Source organism: Nocardia sp. CA-119907 (assembly GCF_050955995.1).
In the GTDB taxonomy this organism is placed as follows: domain Bacteria; phylum Actinomycetota; class Actinomycetes; order Mycobacteriales; family Mycobacteriaceae; genus Nocardia.
Genome location: NZ_CP192091.1, coordinates 9,360,397 through 9,379,834, shown reverse-complemented (window position 1 = coordinate 9,379,834; position 19,438 = coordinate 9,360,397). Strand labels below are relative to the sequence as shown.

Genomic DNA, 19,438 nt, shown 5'->3' with positions numbered 1-19,438 from the left:
CACCGACTCGCGATCACCCGCGGGACCGCATCAGCTCGCCTACGATCACCAGCATGATCACCGCTGTGCACACACTGGTCTATGCGGAGGATCCGGATGCGGCTCGCGCGTTCTTCCGCGACGTTCTCGGTTGGCCGAATGTGGACGCCCACGGTGGGTGGCTGATTTTCGGTACCGGGCCGAGCGAACTCGGGGTGCATCCCGCCGAGGGGCCGCCGCATCACGAGATTTCGCTGATGTGCGATGACATCGAGCAGACCATGGCCGAATTGGCCGGGCGTGGAGCGCGATTCGAGGGCGACGTCGCGGAGCGGAGCTTCGGGCGCTGCATCGATATGAGGATCCCGGGCGCGGGGTCGATGCTGCTGTACCAGCCGTCGCATCCCGTCGCATATTCCTCGGGTCCGTCCGCGACCTGACCGCACGCGAATCGAACCGCCCCGAAACGAACTCGGCTCCCAGGCATAACGCCGGGGAGCCGAGTATCGGAACTGCTGTCAGAGATTCTTCTGGATCCTGATCTGCTGGGTCGGAGCGTCATCCCCGCCCCGGACCGGACCGCCGCGCCGACCGACGCCAGCACCGGCGGATCCACCGCGGATCCCCAGGATCAGACCGCCGACCAGGGCGGCGACACCGAGCACGCCGAGCACGATCGGCATGATCCGGCCGTACAGCGACAGCTTGTCGATGTTCTCCTTGGCCACCGAGAGCTGCGATTCGATGGTGTTCTCATCGAAGACGAGGTGCGATTTCAGCGCGGTGACGTCGGGGTGGTCGGCGCTGCGCGAGTAGTACAGGTGCAGCTGCTCACCGCCCTTGACCACGGTGCCGGTCTGCGGCTCGACCCACAGGTCGCGGGTGTTGGTGTAGAAGCGGGTCATCGTGACCGGCTCGTCACCCTCGAGGCCCCACTTCGCGGCGGGCAGGCTCAGCCGGTTGGTCGGTGCCTGGATCACGTCCCACAGGTTGGTCGCCGGGACCGACATCTGGAAGTGGTAGACCTTCGTGTTGTTGATCTCGGTCTCTTCGATGAACTTGGCGTCGAAGGTCTTGCGCACGTTGAGATCGAAGTACGGGTAGGTCTTCTTCTCGGTGCCGATCGGGAAGCGGTACTGCAGGCCGGTGTGCTGCACCGGGTCGGCGATGCTCTGTAGGTCCTTGTTCACCGTGACGGCAATGGAGCCGTTGGGGTTCTTGGCCACCGGCTCGCCGGACTTGCGGTCGATGGTGACCCGGTCGATGGTCGCGGTCAGCAGGCCGGTGTCGCCCTGCTTATCGATGCGCCGCAGCGTCTGACCGGCCTGGACGGTCATCTCGGTGGCGTCGGAGGGGTCCTCGACGGTGAGGAACCGCTGCGAGACCAGCGGCACATTGGTGTCGATCTTGGCCGCGCCCTCGGGGGCGGTGAGCGACTTGGAGTCCAGGACCAGGCTGTCCTCGCCCGGCTGGTTCGTCGCGATTGTGGTGATCTCGAGATCGAGGGGAGTCTTCGCCAGTCTGCTGACGGTGTAGGTCGGGATCATCACCGCGGCGACGATCAACAACGCACCCAGACCCACGAGCAGGCAGGCCACCGTCCTTCTGGTTCCGGCACTCAGTGCCATGCAAACTCTCCTCGTCATAGAACACGGGTCTGTGCGGCGAGTACTGCGGGCGTGCCGCGGCACTCGTGAGCCCCGACACTAACAGTCCGTTGTCGTACCATGCGGTGCCGAGGCCGGAATCGACCCAGAAATCGCCCGAGTCTAACGCGAAATCTGAAACGTCGGGTTACCAGCTGGTAGGTGTGATTGCTTGCAGGTCGCTCGAACGGACCGGCAGACTGGAGGTCGATGACCGCCACCCTGCCCACGTCGACCACTGCCGCGCCCGCTCGGACGCGCGGTTTCGTGCCCGCCCTGGAAGGTATGCGTGGCATGGCCGCGCTGGGTGTGCTGCTGACCCACGTCGCGTTCCAGACCGGCGCCGCGAATGCGCCGGTGCTGGGGCGGATCTGGGAACGGTTCGATATGGCGGTCGCGGTGTTCTTCGCGCTGTCGGGTTTCCTGCTGTGGCGTCCGCATGCCGCGAAGGCGCGCGGGCTGGGGACCGCGCCCTCGGTCGGCTACTACCTGCGGCACCGAGCGGCGCGCATTCTGCCCGCGTATTGGGTTGTGGTGGCCGCGGTGCTGATCTTGGTGCCGAGTGCGGCCGACACCGCTGGCCTGCGCGTATGGGTTTCGAATCTGGCCTTGACGCAGGTCTTCGTGCCACTGACGCTGACCGATGGACTCACCCAGATGTGGAGCCTGTCCGTCGAGGTGGCGTTCTATCTGGTGCTGCCACTGCTGGCCTTCGCGGTGGTGCGGCTGCGTGGCGACGCCGCCCGCTGGCGCATACCCGCGATCCTCGCGCTCGCGGTGATCAGCCTGAGTTGGAATTTCATTCCGGTACCGACGCCCGACGCCATCCACGCCGATAATTGGCTGCCCGGATATCTGCCGTGGTTCGCGGTGGGCATGTTGCTGGCCGAGCTGATCGACAATAGGGATCAGCTATCACCGCGGCTGCGGTTCCTCGCCAATCAACCGCTGATGTGGACCATCGCACTCATCGCCTTCCTGCTCTCCGCCACCGACCTGGGCGGCCCCGCAGGCCTGACCCGCGCCGAGCCGTGGCAGTACGCGGCCAAGATGGGCTTCGGCGCGATCATCGGATTCGCACTGCTCGCCCCACTGGTACTGCGCCCGCCCGGCGCCCGCCCGCACCGCTGGCTGGAATCCTCGCCCGCCGCCACCATCGGCCGCTGGTCCTACGGCATCTTCCTCTGGCACCTCGCAGTCCTGTCGGTGGTCTTCCCGGTCTTCGGAATCCTCCCGTTCAGCGGCGATTTCACCGAGGTCCTGATCCTGACCATCGCCCTAACCCTCCCGATCGCCGCCGCCAGCTACGCCCTGATAGAAGAACCAGCCCGCCGCTTCACCCGCACCCGCGACCGCACAAAAGAAGCAGCCGCAACCGCATCCACGAGCCACACCCCTGCCGCATAGCTGGTCGGCGCTGGTTAGCGAGCCCCAGCAGCCGCCCTCGATCCGAGAACTCCCCAGTCAACCCCGCCCACCCCAGGCCCTGGTCGTTGTAGCCATCGTGTTCGACGCGTTCGTCGCGACCCATCGGCTCGAGCGCTGGTGCGTCGGCGCGGCGGGCGAGCAGCACGCGTTCCCGTTGTGCGAGTAGGACATCCCGCACATGGCACGCATATTCCAACGGTGACCACACCGCTGGTGCTGGTCGCCGTCGAAGTCGCTGTTCATCCTGACCGAGCAGTGTCGCGTACTCCGCCGCGTGCACCCTGGCCAGCGCCGACACCTCGGGAACCAACGCGGCTTCGTAGTCGAATCCGCACTCCACGCACGCCGTCACACATCCGACGCTAGCAGTGCCGGGAGAGTATTCCGTGTCCGCTAACGGTCTTTGCGCCGTGGCGGGATCGACGGCGATTACGGCCAGTTGGACCCACAACGAGCTGCCCATGTATCCGCCTGCAGCCGCCACGGTCCGGTGGACAGCGCTGCGGAAGCGGTGCCGAGGCCAGCAACGGCAGCATGGACTTTCGACGCGTTAAGGGTCTTCGCGCCGTGCCGGGAGTGCGGCGACGCCGACGGCGATTACGGCCAGTAGTGCGGGTAGTTGGACCCACAGGGAGCCGCCCATGTATCCGCCTGCGGCGCGCCATGGGCCGGTGGAGAGGGCTGCCGCGGCGGTGGCGGTGCCGAGGCCGGCAACGGTGGCAAGGACTTTCGACGTTATCCGTGTGGTGAATCGAGTCGCGGCGAGCACGATTGCGGTGAGCGCGGTGCCGACCGGTCCGGCGATAACCGTCGCGACAGCGCCGATTCCGATCGCGCCGAGGATGCGGTTGCCCCATGTGGTCGGGGGCGGCTCGCTGTCCGCAGTCTGGCCGGCTGTGGCCGCACCGGAGTCAACTGCGTTTGGGGTGGGGGCGGGAACGTTCGCGTGGGGGGCCGCTGCGTTCGCGTTGGGTTGGGCTGCGTCCGGATGGGGGTTGGCTGCATCGGCATCGGAGTCGCCAGTGTTCGAGTTGGGGTCGGGAATGTTCGCGTGGGGGGCCGCTGCGTTCGCGTTGGGTTGGGCTGCGTCCGCATCGGAGTCGACAACGCGCGAATCGGCGCGGCTGGGTGCGCCGGTTGGATTTCGAGTGGCGGCTGCGCTCGTGCGGGAACTCGGGGCCGAGCCGATGGCCGTCGGGGTCCGGCGGGTTCGGGGGATGGCGAGCAGGATCAGCGGGATCAGTAGCAGCAGGCCGCCGAAGATGCTGAGGCGGTACCAGCGGTCGATGGGGAAGGACACGGTGATGGGGCCGGATGGGGTCGATTCCGCGTCCGGTAGCAGCCAGCCCTGTTGCCAGCCGTTGACCACGATCGGTTCGAGTGCACTGCCGTCGGCGGCGGTGGCCCGCCATCCGACATTGGTGCTGAGTGGCAGGGCCAGCAGCTGTTTCGCGTGATCGGATGGCCCGATACCGGCGGGGGCGGAATCGGTGCGGTTCAGGCGAAGTCGGTCGACGAAGAAGAGTGAGGTCGGCGCCACCGTCACATCGGCTCGCCCGGCGGGCACCACGATCTCGTCAGAGTCAGAGTCAGAGGCGAGATCGGGAGGTAGTTCCGAATTCGCGCACACCCGCGCGGAAACCGGTGCACCGGAACGCAATTCACCAGCGGTCGCCGTAACGGTGGTATGTACGAACCGTCCGCCGAGCGCGATCGTCGGCCCCTGTGCGCAGGGGGTGGTGATCAATCGATCCGGTCCGGCGGGCGCGGGATACTCCGGTCCGAGCACCGACACCTCGGCGAGCCCGGGCGGCTGTGTGACGGCGAAACCCAGCGCGGTGCGATCGAGTACCGGCCGCCAACTCTGGATGCTCAGTTCGATGCGATCGGTCACCGTGGGCTGCAATGAGATTCGAGTCGGTTTGCCCGGATCGAGTTCGCGAACCTGGGGGCCATTGCCGAGGTTGATCGCCACCGCGAGCGGTGCGGCGGGCAGTTCACCGAGTGACGGTGTCAGTTCCAGGCCCGTCACCACAGCGGGCTCGGGCAGTTCCAGCTCGAGTGTCGGTTTGCCGCCTGCCAGGTTCCGCACCGAATTCTCCGGCGCCGTCCAACTCGTCCGCGGATCCCCATCGGTTGCCGCGAAGGCCGATCCGCGCAGGTCACCGACATCGGCCTTGCCGCGCGCCACGGGACGCGCGCGGTCGGTGAGCAGCGCCTCCAGTTCGGGACCCTGTCGAGTTCGCACCGTCAACTCCGGCGTGACGGTCATCGGCTCCGGCACCGACAGTGTGCGCTCGAACGCACCGGGCTCCTCCGGCGCAAGCGCGAGTCCCTTACTGCACCGCACCCGGTCCGGTGCATCGAAACAAGCACTGCGACCAGGGAATTCCTGTCCGAGATCCCAGGCATGCACCTGCGCGCCCGCCGGGGTAGGCGGCAGCACGGTCCGATGCCGGATATCGACCCGGACCGGCGCGGTGCGGACGGTGTAATCGTCCAGGGTCAGCTCGCTGATGCCGAATTGTCCGCCCCGCGTGCCGTCTTCGGTACGGATGGCGGTAATGCTGAGCCAGTCGGTCTGCCCTGCGGGCAGGGAAATCGACACCGGCGCACCGGGTTCGGGAATCCGGGCCGAGACACTGCCGTGCGCGGTGCGTACCTCGACCCATTTCACCGGGTCGCCGATGGCCGCCGCGCTGGTGGTCAGTTGCAGCAGTCCGGTGCTGATCGGATGGTCGAGATCGAGCCGAAGCCATTGCCCCAGTGCGTGTTCGGCGCCATTGCTGATCCACGCGGTCGACGGATCGCCGTCGACGACCGCGGCGGTCGAGCTGCCCGGCGCGGATCCGCCCAACTGGGTGGCGTCGGCGGCCGAACTCGACGCGGTGATCGTCGCGCCGGACCATTCCCCGCGGACCAACTCCGCACCGGGGACGGGATAGTCGGGCACCAGATTATGGGTGCGGCGCGCATCGTCCGGTGCGCGCAGCGCCGAATTGTGGTTGTCCACCTTGCCGAAATCGGCCTCCCGCGCCATCGGCGTATCCGTGACGGTCAACGGCCCGGTCGGCAGTCCGGCGGCGGCCGCATCGGATGCGAGCAGCTTCGGCGCGGTATCGCCATCACGATGCAGCCGTTCGAGCACCTCGGGGCCGCCCTGAACCGTTCCAACCGAGGCCAGCGGCACCGTGTAGGCGCCAGGGAACGACGTCGGCGCGCCGGTGCCGCTGTGTATTTCGACGGGCGTGCCCGGTGACCGTGCCTCGACCCGGTATATCTCGACCGCCGGATAGGCGGGCCGCAGATCGCCGTCGGCGACCAGATCATCGGAGATGACGGCCGTCTCGATCGGGTTACCGAATTCGGCGACCTTGTGCAATCCGGGCGAACTGTCGATCGCCTGATGCGCCAGCATCGGCCGGGTCGACCGTGCGGTCTCCGGATCGAGATCATTGCGCAACACCAGGATTCCGATGCCCTGCTCGGTCAGCGTCGCCGCGAGACCGCTCGACGGCCTGCCGTCGGCGATCAACCGCTGCACCGAATCCATCGCGCGGATGGTGCCCGGCGGATTCAGCGGCACCGCGTCGCGGATCGCCCACGGTGTACTCGCCAGCGCCTGCAGCGGCTCATCACGGGTCAGCCCCCACACCTGGCTGCCGAAGGGCGCGCCGGGCACCACCAGGGCCCGGGTGTCGGAGGCATGGTCGGACAACCACTGCGCGGTCTGCTGCCAATACCCGGGCACCTCGTCGTACGCACCGCGCGGCGCCAGTTTCCCGGTCCAGGCCAATGAGGTGGACAGCGCGAGCGCGGTGAGGATCAAAGCGGCGACCGCGACCGACCTATCCCGTTCGGGATGGGCGAAGGCGCCGCGCCACATCGGCATCGGGACCGACGCGGGCAATGGCACCTTGGTCAGCAGCTGGGCCAGGCCGAGCACCAGCGGAATTCGGATCAGCGGCTCCAGCTTGTGCACATTGCGCAGCGGCGCGCCGCCGGAATCCAGGAATACTCGCACCGAATCCGCGAACGGCCCACTCAGCTCACCGACATATCCGGCACAGATCCCGACCAATCCGACCAGCAGGATCAGCGCGAGCCGCCCCCGATACGGCATGGACCGCATCGCCAATCCGGCCATACCCGCCGCCGCGAGCAGTCCGGTGGCCAGCACCGCCGCGGGCTGGGTCACCAGCACCGCGCCCGCGATGCGCTCCGGTGAGACGAACGGTGTCCAACTGTCGGTGCCGCGCAGCACCTCACCCAGGGACGCCCACTGCGTGGTCACCCCCGAGGATTCGATGTAGTCCAGGAACGGCGGGCTGACCTTGCCGAGCACGAGCAACGGCACCGCCCACCAGAACGTGGCCAGCACCAGCAGCGGAATCCAGGCCCGGGTGAATCGCCACCAGCGCCGGTTCGGCCGATACGACGCCCACCACAGCAGTGCGGGCAGGAACGCCGCGACCGTCGCCACCGCATTCACCGCGCCCATGAGTGCCAGCGCCAGCGCACTGCCCGCGGGCGAGGCCGCACCGCCGCGCTTGTGCGTGCGATAGGCGGTGCCCAATGCGGCGGGCGCGAGCAACACCCATGGCGCGAGCACCATCGGCAGCGTCTCCGAGGAGATCGACCCGAGCGTGGTCAGCACCCGCGGTGAGAGCGCGAACGCGGTCGCGGCCACCACCCGGGACCCGCGACTGCCGACGCCGAGCGCTTCACAGAGCCGGACAATGCCCCAGAACCCGGCGAGCAGCAGCAATGCCCACCAGATCCGCTGGGTCACCCAGGCGGGCAGGCCGAGCACATGCCCGGCCGAGAAGAATGCGCCGTGCGGAAAGAAGTATCCGTAGGCCTGGTTCTGCACCTGCCCCATGGGAGCCTGACTGCTCCACAGATGGGCGGCGCGTTCGAGGAAACCGAGCGGATTCTGCGCGAGATCGTATTTGGTGTCGGCGACCGTCAGGCCGGGCGCCTGCAGAAAAGTGAGCAGGAACGCCGCGACCACGGTCCCGACGAACCAGCGCCTGCCGAGCGGGGAACCGTCGAGCCGACGCGCCGTACTACCGCCTCCGCGACGGTCGTCCGAACCGCTGTGGATCAGCGGCTGCCGTACTCAACATTGTTGAGTAGCGAGGAGTTGGAGTCGGAGCGCTCGATATTCGGCCGCGTGTTCTGCTGTACCGCCATCGTGATGACGAACACCGCGACCGCGCCCAGAACGGCGCCAGCGACCGCACTCGCAACACCAGGGACAGCAAACTTCATCGCGGCACTCCAATACATCGATGCAGGCACATTCTGGGCCAACCTAGCAGGACGGCGCCCGATCGCCTACGTTCAGCCCACCTATAGCCGAATCGAATGATCTCAGTCGCTCGGAATCGCGCAGTGCAGACTGCCCAGCAGGGTGCGCAGCTTCGCGGTGGTCTCGTCCAGTTCGGCATGCGGATCCGAGGCGGCCACGATCCCGCCGCCCGCGAAGGCGCGGATCGAGCGACCGTCGGCGGATAGTTCCGCACTTCGGATCGCGACCACCCATTCCCCGTCGCCGTGCGCGTCGCACCAGCCGACCGCGCCACCGTAGAAGCCGCGTTCCTCTTCTATATGGGCGATCGTGTCGAGCGCGAGATCGGTCGGCGTGCCGCAGACCGCGGGGGTGGGGTGCAGCCGGATGGCCAGGTCGAGTGCGGTTGTCGCGGGATCGCGCAGGCGGCCGGTGATCGGGCTGGCCAGATGCCAGACCTCGTGGGTATTGAGCAGTTGCGGGCTGTCCGGGATGGTCAGTTCCGCGCAGACGGGCGCGAGCACCTCCCGGATCCATTCGATGACGAAGGCGTGCTCATCGCGATTTTTGGTGCTGGACAACAACTCTCGCGCCTGCGCGGCATCGGCCTCCGGATCGGCCAGGCGCGGCAGCGTGCCGGCGAGCGGATGTAGCGTGACGGTCGCGCCGTGCCGCGCGACCAACACCTCCGGGGTGGCGCCGACCAGCGTCGCACCGGGGCGACCCGCGGCGGTCAGATCGACCGCGAACACATTCGCGTGTGGATGCCTGGTCAACAGATACCCCGCGACCAGCTCCGGGTCCAGCGCTGTATCGGCTTCGGCCAGTACCGATCTGGCGGCGACGACTTTGCGCAGCGGCTGCACCGGATCCTGCAATTGCTCGACCAGTTTCGTCACCCGCGCGACATGTTCGGCCGGACTGGGTATTTCGGTGATGACCCGAACGGCGGGCAGTTCGGGCAGCGCCGCGGGCCGCCACGGACCGACGGTGCGCTGCGCCTGCTCGGGCACGCTCAGCGCGGCCGGATTCCGCGGATCGAACGGCAATGCCCCGACGATCAGCTCCGCGGCCCCGTCCCGTAGCGCCGCCACTGCCCGCGCCACCTCGTCGAAGGCGACCCGGGTCCCCGAGGCGCGGACCACCCCACCGGGCTGGGCGAGCAAGAATCCGTTCATGATCCCTCGACCCTAACCCCGCAAACCCCGCGCGAAGCTACCCGAGCGACCCAAATCTCAGCGGCGCGGCTCCCTGCCGGGCGGCACCATGAGCACCGGACGGTGACAATGCTTGAGCACGGCGTCGGCAACGCTGCTGTGCATCAGGGCGCGAATGCCGGTGGCGCCGCGGGTGCCCGCCACGATGATGTCGACGTCCAAGTCGTCGGCGGCTTCGACAATGGCGTTCCAGATCGTGGAAGTGCATTCGGCGGTGCGCGCCTCGGCATTGAGCCCGGCGAGTTTGGCGAGGCGGACGCCCTCGGTATTGATATGGCGCGCGTCGACGTAGGCGATGTCCTCGATCTCCTCATCAGGGACCCACTCCGGCTGCATCACACCCGAGAGTCCGGACAGCCGAGCGGCCTGGCGCACCATCGGTTCCCACGCGGTGAGCACCACGGCTCTATTCGCCGACAGGAACCGACCTGCGTATTCGATGGCCCGCTTGGCATTCTCGGAGCCGTCATAGGCAATGAGCATTAGATCGCACGGCACGATGACCTCCTGATGGGAGTCACATGGCTACGCCACAACATTACTCCGGACAAGCGTGCCCCGAGGTGTTGCCGCGCGCGGATAATCTGCGCATATGTTCAATGCGAACGAACTGGTCTTCTTCGGCAGGCATGAGATCGAGCCGCGGACACTGCTGTATTACGAATGGCGGCAGCGGCTCGAATCGGGCTATCTGGTGGCCGAGTTCGAGTTGGATGTGCGCATGCTCGTCACCGCCGAGCATGCCGACCCTGCGGCGTGCTGGACGCTATTCGACCGGCTCGAAACCGCCGAGCGCGATCCCGGTTGGGGCTATGACGAGTCGGATCTGCCCGAACCGACTGCGCCGCAACCATTCGAGTCGGTGGCCTCGGATTTATCCGATGCCGAGTTGTTCGAACGGATTCACGGCGGCTGGCTCGGGCGATGTGTGGGCTGCACGCTCGGTAAACCGCTGGAGAATGGTTTCGTCTGGACGCCCGCGCGAATACGCGGCTATCTCGAACGCGCCCGCGCCTATCCGCTGACCGACTATGTGCCCGCATTATTGCCGCCGTTGACGGAGTATCCGCTGAATCCGAGCTGGCCGGTATCGGTGCAGGGGCGTATCGACGGCGCTCCGCGCGATGACGATATCGATTACACCGTGCTCGGACTGCACCTATTGGAAACGTGTGGAAAGAATTTCACCCGGTCCGATGTCGCGGACGCGTGGCTCGAGCATCTGCCGTTCCTGCAGACCTACACCGCGGAGCGGGTCGCCTATCGCAATCTGATCGACGGCCTCGCCCCGCCGCGAGTGGCTCGGTATCGAAATCCTTATCGCGAGTGGATCGGTGCGATGATTCGCGCCGATATCTTCGGCTATATCAATCCGGGTGATCCGGTTCGCGCTGCCGCACTCGCCGCGCGCGACGCCGGACTCTCGCATGCCGGCAACGGTGTCTACGCGGCGATGTGGGCGGCCGCGCTGGTCGCTGCCGCTTTCACCGCCGACGGCATAGCGTCCGCGCTTTCCCTTGCCCAACAGTGCGTTCCGGAAGGTTCGAGGTTGTCCGCCGCGGTCGCGCAGGTCATCGCGGACCGGGAAGGCGGCATGTCCTGGGAGCAGGCCGTCGCGGCCATCCACCGCCGCCACGACCACTACAACTGGGTGCACGCCATTCCGAACGCCTGCCTCGTCACCGCCGGATTACTCTGGGGCGCAGGCGATTTCACCCGCACGATCGGACTCACCGTGCAAGGCGGTTGCGATACCGACTCCAACGGCGCCACCGCGGGCTCGGTCGCCGGAATCCTCGCCGGGACCGCGATCCCGGCCCACTGGACCGACCCGTTTCACGACCGGCTGCACAGTGCGGTCTTCGGCTACGACGGCAGCCGCATCTCCGACCTGGCCCGCAGGACTCGGCGACTCGCCGCTAGCACTACCTGAGTCGGACCGATCCGAACGCGCCGATTACCGTGGACACATGCGAAAGACGCCTCTCGTCATGCTCGCAATCCTCGCCGCCGTCGCGACCGGCTGCTCCGGCGGCGACTCCAGCTCCGCGCCGTCGCAATCAGCGACCCCCGGCGCCACGACCGGGGCTGCGACGGGCGCCACCACACCCGCCACGACCCCGGTGAAGCGCGGCTGTGATGCCGACTTCCTCGCGAAACTCACGTTGCGCGAGAAGCTGGGGCAGCTCCTGACGGTCGGTGTCACCGGCGCCGACGATGCCACCAATGTGGTGCGCACCTCGCAGGTCGGCGGCATTTTCGTGGGCGGCTGGACCGATAGGTCACTGCTGGGCAATGGGCTGATCGACCAGGTCAAGGCGGTGGCCAAGGTGCCGCTGATGGTGACCATCGATGAGGAGGGCGGCCGCGTCTCCCGGGCCAAGGACCTGATCGGTCCGGCGCCATCGGCGCGGGCGACCGTCCAGACCATGACCGCCGAGCAGTTCCACGACGCCACCGTGACCCGCGGCCGGGCACTGAAGGATCTGGGCGTGACGGTGGACTTCGCACCCGATGTCGATGTGAGCAGCCAGCCCGACGATTCGGTAATCGGTGACCGTTCCTTCTCCGACGACCCCGCGGTGGTCACCGAATACGCCAACGCCTACATCCGCGCCATGAAAGAGGTCGGCGTCGGCACGGTCATGAAGCACTTCCCGGGGCACGGTTCTGGATCGGGCGATTCGCATACCGGCGCCGTGCGCACCCCGGCGCTGGCCGAGCTGCAGAATGTCGACCTGGTTCCGTTCCGCAATCTCGTCGATTCCGGCGCCGCCGTCATGGTCGGCCACCTCGACGTACCCGGCCTGACCACCCCCGATGTGCCCGCCAGCATCAGCCCGCAGGCCATGTCGCTGCTGCGCGACGGCACCGGCTATGGCGCCGCGCCGTTCCAGGGCCCGATCTTCACCGATGACCTCGGCGGTATGGCCGCCATCACCAGCCGGATGAGCATCGAGGATGCCGTCGAGGCCGCGCTGGTCGCCGGTGCGGACAACGCGCTCTGGATCACCACCGATGCGGTGCCTCAGGTGCTGGACCGGTTGGAGCAGGCGGTGTCGAGTGGTCGGCTGAGCACGGCTCGGGTCGACGAGTCGGTGCTGCGGATGGCGCGGTACAAGGGTGCTTTGCAGACCTGCTGAGCTGGTCTTTTGGAGCTCCACTCCAAGCAAGGCGCTGCTGACCCTTTCGGGTGGCCTGCGAGCAGTTGCTGTTGCCCTGTCCGGGTGACCTGCGAGTAGTTGCTGTTGCCCTTTCCGGGTGACCTGCAAGCAGTCGCTGTTGCCCTGTCCGGGTGACCTGCAAGCAGTCGCTGGTGCCTTTCCAGGTGACCTGCAAGCATCGCTGCTGCCTTTCCAGTGGCCAGCAAGTAGCCGCTGCCGCCCCTTTTGAGCGACCGGCAAGCAGTCGCTGCGGCCGTCGTCGTATGTTGTACAGCCGTGTTGTCGGCGGGTGCCCGTAGTATCGCTCTGCTGGACGGTTGAACAGCTGTGTCAGCAAATCCAAGGACATCGCGGTCCGAAGGAAGGAGCTCAGCGTCGCCCAGCGTGGTGAAGTTGCGAACGCGCAATCCGACCCGCCGAACTTACCTTGGAGTAATATAAAAGCTTCACCATGGTAGGAGAGTGAATGGCGGGCGGGACGAAGCGACTTCCTCGCGCGGTTCGTGAGCAGCAGATGCTCGACGCCGCGGTCGAGGTGTTCTCGCGTAAGGGGTTCCACGACACGTCGATGGACGCGATCGCCGCCGAGGCGAAAATCTCCAAGCCGATGTTGTACCTCTACTACGGCTCCAAGGACGAATTGTTCCGTGCCTGCATCCAGCGGGAGGGACTGCGCTTCATCGAATCGGTGGCACCGGCGGGCAACCCCCAGCTGTCCCCACATGAGCAGGTCCGCACGGCCCTCGAGGGTTTCCTCGGCTTCGTCGACCGCAACCGCCACTCCTGGCAGGTCCTCTACCGCCAGGCAATCGGCCAGCAAGCCTTCGCCTCGGAAATCGAGAATGCCCGCGAACGGGTCATCGAACTCACCGCCAAACTCCTCGAATCCAGTGCAAAGCACGCCGAACCCGGCACCAACTTCGACGTGGTCGCGGTAGCCGTAATCGGCGCGGGCGAAGCAATCGCCGACCGAGTAGCCAGCGGCCGCATCGAGGTATCCGAGGCCGTAGACCTCCTCGACGACCTGGCCTGGCGCGGTCTCGCAGGCCGCAAGAAGGCCGAGTAGCACCCGCTGGTGCTGGCGGGGACGGTGCAGACTAGCCGCCGGGGCTCGGTGCGGTAATCGCTGGCCGCGTAGCCAGTGGGCGGATCGAGGTGGCCGGGGCGGTAGACCTCCTCGACGATCTGGCTTGGTGCGGTCTCGCATGCCACAAGGGGGAATGCGACCGGTTGGCCCGAAGCGGGTCCATGGGGCAATGCGTTCACCATCGTGGGCACTGTCCGGCGGCGGCGGATCGACGCCGCGCGCTCGTCGAGTTGTTCACGGGGCCCGTCGTCCGAGGTCTGGCAAATGGCGGTGTGGTGCACAGTATTCGGTGCGGCGTGTTCGGTTGGGCGCAAAGCAGTCTGTCAGCCAGACGCGTGTGTCCTATTGGGGTGCGGGGCTGCTGGTTGCGGGTGGCTCGCGTGGTGGTGGCCGGTCGGGGATGGACAGGTCGGTGCGGGGGTGGCTCGGCTTGCGGCTGTGTTGGTGGGCTGCGAGAGTGCGGGTGGTCAAAGGTATGGACCGGCGGAGTGGTCGGGGAACGGGGCGGAATTGTTCGGGATGTTGCGGCCGTGTTCGCATGGGGCCGAGAAGTATGGGATTGATGCGGCGGAGTGGCGCACTCATATGTGCGGGCTGTGTTTGGGGCTGCGGGATGGGCATGGGCAGTTGGCGCGGGCGGCGACCAATACCGATGCGATTGTGCTGAGTGTGCTGACCGAGGCACAGCTGTCGAGTCCGATGGCGCGGACCACGGCGGGGCCGTGTGCGCTGCGGGGGATGCGCCGGGCCGAGGTGGCGGCGGCGGATTCGCCGGGTGTACTGCTGGCGGCCACGGCGTCACTGTTGTTGGGCTCGGCCAAGATTCGCGATCACGTCGATGACGGTGACAGCTCCGCACTCACCCGCCGTCCGATGACGAAGGTGTCCAGCCGCTGGGCGGACCGCGCACGATCGCAGGCAGCGTTGATCGGGCTGGATGTGGAACCGCTTGTCGTCGCCATCGATTCGCAGGCGCATCTCGAAACTCTGACTCCCACGGTCTCTCTCGACGACCTGACCGCACCGACGCAGATCTGCGCCGCGGAACTGTTCGCCCACACCGCGGTGTTGGCCGATCGTCCGGCGAACATCACCGCATTGCGCGAGGCCGGTAGGCATTTCGGCCGCATCGCGCACCTCGCCGACGCGGTCCAGGACTTCGATGAGGATCAGACGCGCGGTCGCTTCAACCCACTCGCCGCCACCGGCACCACCATGCCGGAGGCCTACGACCTGCTGCGGCAATCCGATTCGCACCTGCGCGAGGCGGTCGCCGAGGCCCAACTGGACCAGATCCCCACCATCCGCTGGATGTTGCTCGACCCACTACACGCATTGGTCCGCCGAGTCGGACGCGGCATCGGTGCCACCGTCCACGCCTGCACCGTGTCCCGCCACACACCCACCGCGCAATACCCGGCCCCACCGCCGGACTTCGAGAAGCGCCCGCCGGTCCGCCGCCCCGGCCTCGGCGAGGCCCTCGCACTGGTCTTGGGTGTCTACTGCACCGGCTACGCCTGCTGTGCCGACCACACCAACCCCTGCAACGGCCAACGCAAGGACGCCTGGATCAAGAACTGCGACTGCGGCGATTGCTGCGATTGCTGTGACTGCGGATGCGACTGCGGCGACTGCTGCTGCGATTGCGGCTGCGACTGCTGATCACTCCCGCCGGAGAGAACACGAATACTGCCCCGCAGCCGTCGCGCATCGAGGCCGATTCCGTCGCAATTCGAGCATCGTGAAACGCGCGGAGCCGCACCCGAAATCGGATGCGGCTCCGCGAGCGATCGAATTCAGCGCAGGGTGGCCGTCAGATGCGGGTAGCCCTTCTGCGGGTGCAGCAATGCCAGATCCCAACCACCTTCGGCCTTGTCGGCGTATACGTTCACCGTGGACGGCAGCAGAATCGGCTTGCCGAATTTGACCGTGTAGGTCGCCTTTTCCGGGATACGCCCCTCGACATTGGCGAGAATATTCGCGGCCGACCACATGCCATGTGCGATCGCCTTCGGGAATCCGAATGCCTTGGCGCCCAGAGCCGAGGTGTGGATCGGATTGTGGTCACCGGAGGCGGCCGCGTACCGGGTGATCGTCTTCTGATCGACCCGGATGGTCCGCATCGGCGGCGGCGGAACCTCTTCCGGCTTCGGCTCTGCCTTCTCACCCGAGAGCGAGGTGCGCTGCTGGTGCAGGAAGGTGGTGACCTGACGCCACACCAGTTCCCGGCCGACGTTCACCTCGGTGATCGCGTCCACGAGCAGCCCCTTCGGGTGCTCACGCAGGTTCTCGATGTGAGTCTTGAAGTCCAGCGGCTCGCTCACCGAGATCTCGCGAGTGCGCTCGATCAGGTTCTGCGCGTGCACCGCACCCACCGCGACGAACGGAAAGTCCCGCGCCACAACCAGTTGCATCGCCAGCGGGAAGCTGAGGATGAACGGGTAGGTCAGCGGCAGCGAATCACTGAACCGCAGCCCGGTTGCCCGGCAGTACGCGGCCAGGTGATCCGGATCCACCCGCACCCCGTCCAGCCGCACGACGCGATCGGGCACGGTCGACTTGCGCGCCGAGATCAGTGGCACCGGTACCGCACCCAGCGCGGCCTTGACGAACAGGCTGCTGTTCTTGGGAGGTTCGGTGAGCGTGATCATTTCCGTCATCATGCTCCGATCAGGCTCTGCCCGCAGACCCGAACCACATTGCCGCTCACCGCATTCGACGCCGGGCTGGCGAAGTAGGCGATGGTCTCGGCAACGTCGACGGTCTGCCCGCCCTGCAGCAGCGAGCTCATCAGACGACCCGCCTCACGGGTGGTCAGCGGAATGGCCGCGGTCATGGCGGTTTCGATGAAGCCGGGCGCGACGGCGTTGATGGTGATGCCCTTCTCGGCCAGCTTCGGCGCCTCGGCATCGACCATGCCGATGACACCGGCCTTGGAGGCGCCGTAGTTGGTCTGGCCGCGGTTGCCCGCGATGCCCGCGATGGAGGAAACGTCGATCACGCGACCGCCCTCCTTCAGCGCGCCACGCGCCACCAGGCCCTCGGTAATGCGGTGCGGTGCGGCGAGATTCACGTTGATGACGGACTTCCAGCGGCCCTCGTCCATATTGGCGAGCAGCTTGTCGCGGGTGATACCGGCGTTGTGCACGATGATGTCGATGCCGCCGAAGCGCTCGGTGGCGAATTCGGCCAACTTCTCCGCGGCGTCCGACGCGGTCACATCGAGTGCGAGCGCGGTGCCGCCGACCTTGTTCGCGGTGGCCGAAAGGGCCTCACCGGCGGCCGGGATATCGGCGACGATCACGGTCGCGCCGTCACGGGCGAATACCTCGGCGATGGTCGCGCCGATGCCGCGCGCGGCACCGGTGACCACGGCGACCTTGCCGTCGAGCGGCTTGTCCCAGGCGGCCGGGGCCACCGCGTCGGCCGAGCCGACCCGGATGACCTGACCGTCGACGAATGCCGACTTGGCCGAAAGCAGGAAGCGCAGTGTGGATTCCAGTCCGGACGCGGTCGCGGACGCCTCCGGGTGCAGGTACACCAGCTGGGCGGTGGCGCCGCGCAGCAGTTCCTTGGCGACGCTGCGGGTGAAGCCCTCGAGCGCGCGCTGGGCGATCTGCTCGTCGACGCTCGCGGTCAGCTCGGGCGTGGTGCCGATGACCACGATGCGACCGGATGCGGCAACGCTGCGCATGGCGGGCTGGAAGAATTCGAACAGCTGCGACAGGTCCTCGATCGAGCCGACGCCGGTCGCGTCGAACACCAGCGCGCCGTACTTCTGCCCGGCGGCGGGCGCGTCGGCGAAGGTGTAGTCCGACAGCAGGGTGCGCACGGGTTCGGCGACCCGACCCTTGCCGCCGAGCAGTACCGGACCGGGCAGCGGCGGCTCACCGGCCTGGTAGCGGCGCAGATTCTCCGGTTGCGGCAACCCGAGCCTGCTCGCCAGGAATTGACCCGGAGCGGAGTGTACGAACGATCCGTAGAGGTTGGGAGCACCCTTGCTCTTGCTGGCTGCCACTGTTTCTCCCTTTTCTGTGTCTCGTGTGTCGTGGTTTCGGCTCGCCGGTGGCTGCGCTACCGAATGGTCTGCTCGCTCACTACATGCCCCGGCGCGAATTTACGCAGACTTCCGGGGGTACGGTGTCGACAATAAACTTACTCCAGAGTAAGTTTAAAGTAAACCAACCGCGACGGGGCGCCGATCTGCGCGGACACTTCCGTGCCGAACGGCCCACCGGGCACCCGACGAGACCTTGGAGACTCGAGTGACAACCAAAGCCCGTTCAGCGAAGAGCACGGCAAAGAAGGCCCCGCGCCCGATCGCCATCGTGGGCGGCAACCGGATTCCGTTCGCCCGCTCCGATAAGGCCTATGCCCACGCCTCGAACCAGGACATGTTCACCGCCGCGCTGGACGGTCTGGTCAGCCGGTTCGGCCTGCAGGGCGAACGCCTCGGCATGGTCGTCGGCGGCGCGGTGCTCAAGCGCGTCGGCGAGCACGGCATGGTCCGCGAGAGCGTGCTCGGCAGCAAGCTGTCCCCGTACACCCCGGCCCACGACCTCCAATTGGCCTGCGGCACCGGCCTGCAGGCGATCGTCACCGTCGGTGACGCGATCGCTGCCGGACGCATCGAAGCCGGTATCGGTGGTGGCACCGACACCACGTCCGATGCCCCCATCGGGGTCAGCGAGGGCATGCGCGAGTGGATGCTCGACGCGAACCGCGCCAAGACCACCAAGGACCGCCTCAAGCTGGTCGGCCAACTGCGCCCCGGCATGCTCGGCATCGAAATCCCGCGCAATGCCGAACCGCGCACCGGCCTGTCCATGGGTGAGCATGCCGCCATTACCGCCAAGGAATTCGGCATTGCGCGCGAGGCCCAGGACGAATTGGCCTACTTGTCGCACAAGAATATGGCCGCCGCCTACGACCGTGGCTTCTTCGACGACCTGATCACCCCGTTCCTCGGCCTGACCCGCGATGACAACCTGCGTCCCGGCTCGACCATCGAGAAGCTGGCCACCCTGAAGCCGGTCTTCGGCGTCAAGGCGGGCGATGCCACCATGACCGCCGGTAACTCCACCCCGCTCACCGACGGCGCCTCCGCGGTCCTGCTGTCCAGCGACGAATGGGCCGCCGAGCACAACCTGCCGGTGCTCGCGCATCTGGTCGACTCCGAGGTCGCCGCCGTCGATTACATCCACGGCCCGGACGGGCTGCTGATGGCGCCGACCTACGCGGTGCCGCGCATGCTGGCCCGAAACGGCCTGACCCTGCAGGACTTCGACTATTACGAGATCCACGAGGCCTTCGCCTCGGTCGTGCTCGCCACCCTGCAGGCGTGGGAGTCGGATCAGTACTGCAAGGAGCGCCTCGGCCTCGACGGCGCGCTCGGTTCGATCGATCGCAGCAAGCTCAATGTCAACGGCTCCTCGCTCGCCGCGGGCCACCCGTTCGCCGCGACCGGCGGCCGCATCGTCGCCTCCGCGGCGAAGATGCTGGCGGAGAAGGGATCCGGCCGCGTACTGATCTCCATCTGTGCCGCTGGCGGCCAGGGCGTCGTCGCGATCCTGGAGCGCTGACCTCGCGCCGAGCGCGAAAACAACTGACCGCGGGTGGTATTC

The 19,438-nt window shown here is 67.1% G+C and carries 14 protein-coding genes; 7 read left to right on the top strand and 7 right to left on the bottom strand.

Going from position 1 to position 19,438, the window contains the following annotated elements; genetic code table 11:
- The first annotated feature begins 53 nt into the window (after positions 1 to 53).
- Complete coding sequence (locus ACQP2D_RS42095; RefSeq protein ID WP_433681447.1) at positions 54 to 419, top strand: VOC family protein; 366 nt, start codon at positions 54 to 56, stop codon at positions 417 to 419.
- Between the two features lie 78 nt (positions 420 to 497).
- On the opposite strand, the gene ACQP2D_RS42090 is transcribed toward ACQP2D_RS42095, so the two are convergent.
- A complete protein-coding gene (locus ACQP2D_RS42090; RefSeq protein WP_433681446.1) occupies positions 498 to 1,607 on the bottom strand; it encodes a DUF3068 domain-containing protein in 1,110 nt (369 codons plus the stop codon).
- A gap of 228 nt (positions 1,608 to 1,835) precedes the next feature.
- On the opposite strand from ACQP2D_RS42090, the gene ACQP2D_RS42085 reads away from it, so the two are divergent.
- A complete protein-coding gene (locus ACQP2D_RS42085; RefSeq protein ID WP_433681445.1) occupies positions 1,836 to 3,032 on the top strand; it encodes an acyltransferase family protein in 1,197 nt (398 codons plus the stop codon).
- A gap of 571 nt (positions 3,033 to 3,603) precedes the next feature.
- On the opposite strand, the gene ACQP2D_RS42080 is transcribed toward ACQP2D_RS42085, so the two are convergent.
- From ACQP2D_RS42080 to ACQP2D_RS42065, 4 genes are all read right to left on the bottom strand, one after another.
- A complete protein-coding gene (locus ACQP2D_RS42080; protein ID WP_433681444.1) occupies positions 3,604 to 8,067 on the bottom strand; it encodes an alpha-(1->3)-arabinofuranosyltransferase in 4,464 nt (1,487 codons plus the stop codon).
- A 92-nt stretch (positions 8,068 to 8,159) separates the two neighbouring features.
- Positions 8,160 to 8,327, bottom strand: a complete 168-nt coding sequence (locus ACQP2D_RS42075; RefSeq protein WP_354956594.1) for a DUF2613 domain-containing protein — start codon at positions 8,325 to 8,327, stop codon at positions 8,160 to 8,162.
- A gap of 102 nt (positions 8,328 to 8,429) precedes the next feature.
- The gene (locus ACQP2D_RS42070; protein ID WP_433681443.1) at positions 8,430 to 9,524 is read right to left on the bottom strand and encodes an isochorismate synthase; all 1,095 of its coding nucleotides are present in this window, start codon (positions 9,522 to 9,524) and stop codon (positions 8,430 to 8,432) included.
- Between the two features lie 57 nt (positions 9,525 to 9,581).
- Positions 9,582 to 10,061: a universal stress protein gene (locus ACQP2D_RS42065; protein WP_433681442.1), complete on the bottom strand. Its 480-nt coding sequence runs from the start codon at positions 10,059 to 10,061 to the stop codon at positions 9,582 to 9,584.
- Positions 10,062 to 10,155: 94 nt separating this feature from the next.
- On the opposite strand from ACQP2D_RS42065, the gene ACQP2D_RS42060 reads away from it, so the two are divergent.
- The 4 genes from ACQP2D_RS42060 to ACQP2D_RS42045 all read left to right on the top strand — a co-directional run bounded on the left by ACQP2D_RS42060 (position 10,156) and on the right by ACQP2D_RS42045 (position 15,476).
- On the top strand, positions 10,156 to 11,496 hold the full coding sequence (locus tag ACQP2D_RS42060) for an ADP-ribosylglycohydrolase family protein (RefSeq protein WP_433681441.1): 1,341 nt from the start codon (positions 10,156 to 10,158) through the stop codon (positions 11,494 to 11,496).
- A gap of 37 nt (positions 11,497 to 11,533) precedes the next feature.
- A complete protein-coding gene (locus ACQP2D_RS42055; protein ID WP_433681440.1) occupies positions 11,534 to 12,706 on the top strand; it encodes a glycoside hydrolase family 3 N-terminal domain-containing protein in 1,173 nt (390 codons plus the stop codon).
- Between the two features lie 487 nt (positions 12,707 to 13,193).
- Complete coding sequence (locus tag ACQP2D_RS42050) at positions 13,194 to 13,793, top strand: TetR/AcrR family transcriptional regulator (RefSeq protein ID WP_433681439.1); 600 nt, start codon at positions 13,194 to 13,196, stop codon at positions 13,791 to 13,793.
- 540 nt (positions 13,794 to 14,333) lie between these two features.
- On the top strand, positions 14,334 to 15,476 hold the full coding sequence (locus tag ACQP2D_RS42045) for a DUF5685 family protein (RefSeq protein ID WP_433681438.1): 1,143 nt from the start codon (positions 14,334 to 14,336) through the stop codon (positions 15,474 to 15,476).
- 134 nt (positions 15,477 to 15,610) lie between these two features.
- Here ACQP2D_RS42045 and ACQP2D_RS42040 read toward each other — a convergent pair whose 3' ends face one another.
- Together ACQP2D_RS42040 and ACQP2D_RS42035 are read right to left on the bottom strand one after the other, a co-directional pair.
- Positions 15,611 to 16,477 carry a MaoC/PaaZ C-terminal domain-containing protein gene (locus tag ACQP2D_RS42040; RefSeq protein WP_433681437.1) on the bottom strand — a complete coding sequence of 289 codons (867 nt, stop codon included), beginning with the start codon at positions 16,475 to 16,477 and terminating at the stop codon, positions 15,611 to 15,613.
- Positions 16,474 to 17,832, bottom strand: coding sequence for a 3-oxoacyl-ACP reductase (locus ACQP2D_RS42035; RefSeq protein ID WP_433681436.1), 1,359 nt, complete (start codon positions 17,830 to 17,832; stop codon positions 16,474 to 16,476). The genes ACQP2D_RS42040 and ACQP2D_RS42035 overlap by 4 nt, the downstream gene beginning before the upstream one ends.
- 247 nt (positions 17,833 to 18,079) lie before the next feature.
- Between ACQP2D_RS42035 and ACQP2D_RS42030 the strand changes: the two genes are divergently transcribed.
- Positions 18,080 to 19,396, top strand: coding sequence for an acetyl-CoA C-acetyltransferase (locus tag ACQP2D_RS42030; protein WP_433681435.1), 1,317 nt, complete (start codon positions 18,080 to 18,082; stop codon positions 19,394 to 19,396).
- The last annotated feature ends 42 nt before the right edge of the window (positions 19,397 to 19,438 follow it).

What these genes read in the sequence shown, in the direction of transcription:
- ACQP2D_RS42095 (WP_433681447.1), top strand. Translation starts at nt 54, where the DNA reads ATGATCACCGCTGTGCACACACTGGTCTATGCGGAGGATCCGGATGCG.
- ACQP2D_RS42090 (WP_433681446.1), bottom strand. Translation starts at nt 1,607, where the DNA reads ATGGCACTGAGTGCCGGAACCAGAAGGACGGTGGCCTGCCTGCTCGTG.
- ACQP2D_RS42085 (WP_433681445.1), top strand. Translation starts at nt 1,836, where the DNA reads ATGACCGCCACCCTGCCCACGTCGACCACTGCCGCGCCCGCTCGGACG.
- ACQP2D_RS42075 (WP_354956594.1), bottom strand. Translation starts at nt 8,327, where the DNA reads ATGAAGTTTGCTGTCCCTGGTGTTGCGAGTGCGGTCGCTGGCGCCGTT.
- ACQP2D_RS42070 (WP_433681443.1), bottom strand. Translation starts at nt 9,524, where the DNA reads ATGAACGGATTCTTGCTCGCCCAGCCCGGTGGGGTGGTCCGCGCCTCG.
- ACQP2D_RS42060 (WP_433681441.1), top strand. Translation starts at nt 10,156, where the DNA reads ATGTTCAATGCGAACGAACTGGTCTTCTTCGGCAGGCATGAGATCGAG.
- ACQP2D_RS42055 (WP_433681440.1), top strand. Translation starts at nt 11,534, where the DNA reads ATGCGAAAGACGCCTCTCGTCATGCTCGCAATCCTCGCCGCCGTCGCG.
- ACQP2D_RS42050 (WP_433681439.1), top strand. Translation starts at nt 13,194, where the DNA reads ATGGCGGGCGGGACGAAGCGACTTCCTCGCGCGGTTCGTGAGCAGCAG.
- ACQP2D_RS42045 (WP_433681438.1), top strand. Translation starts at nt 14,334, where the DNA reads ATGTTGCGGCCGTGTTCGCATGGGGCCGAGAAGTATGGGATTGATGCG.
- ACQP2D_RS42040 (WP_433681437.1), bottom strand. Translation starts at nt 16,477, where the DNA reads ATGATGACGGAAATGATCACGCTCACCGAACCTCCCAAGAACAGCAGC.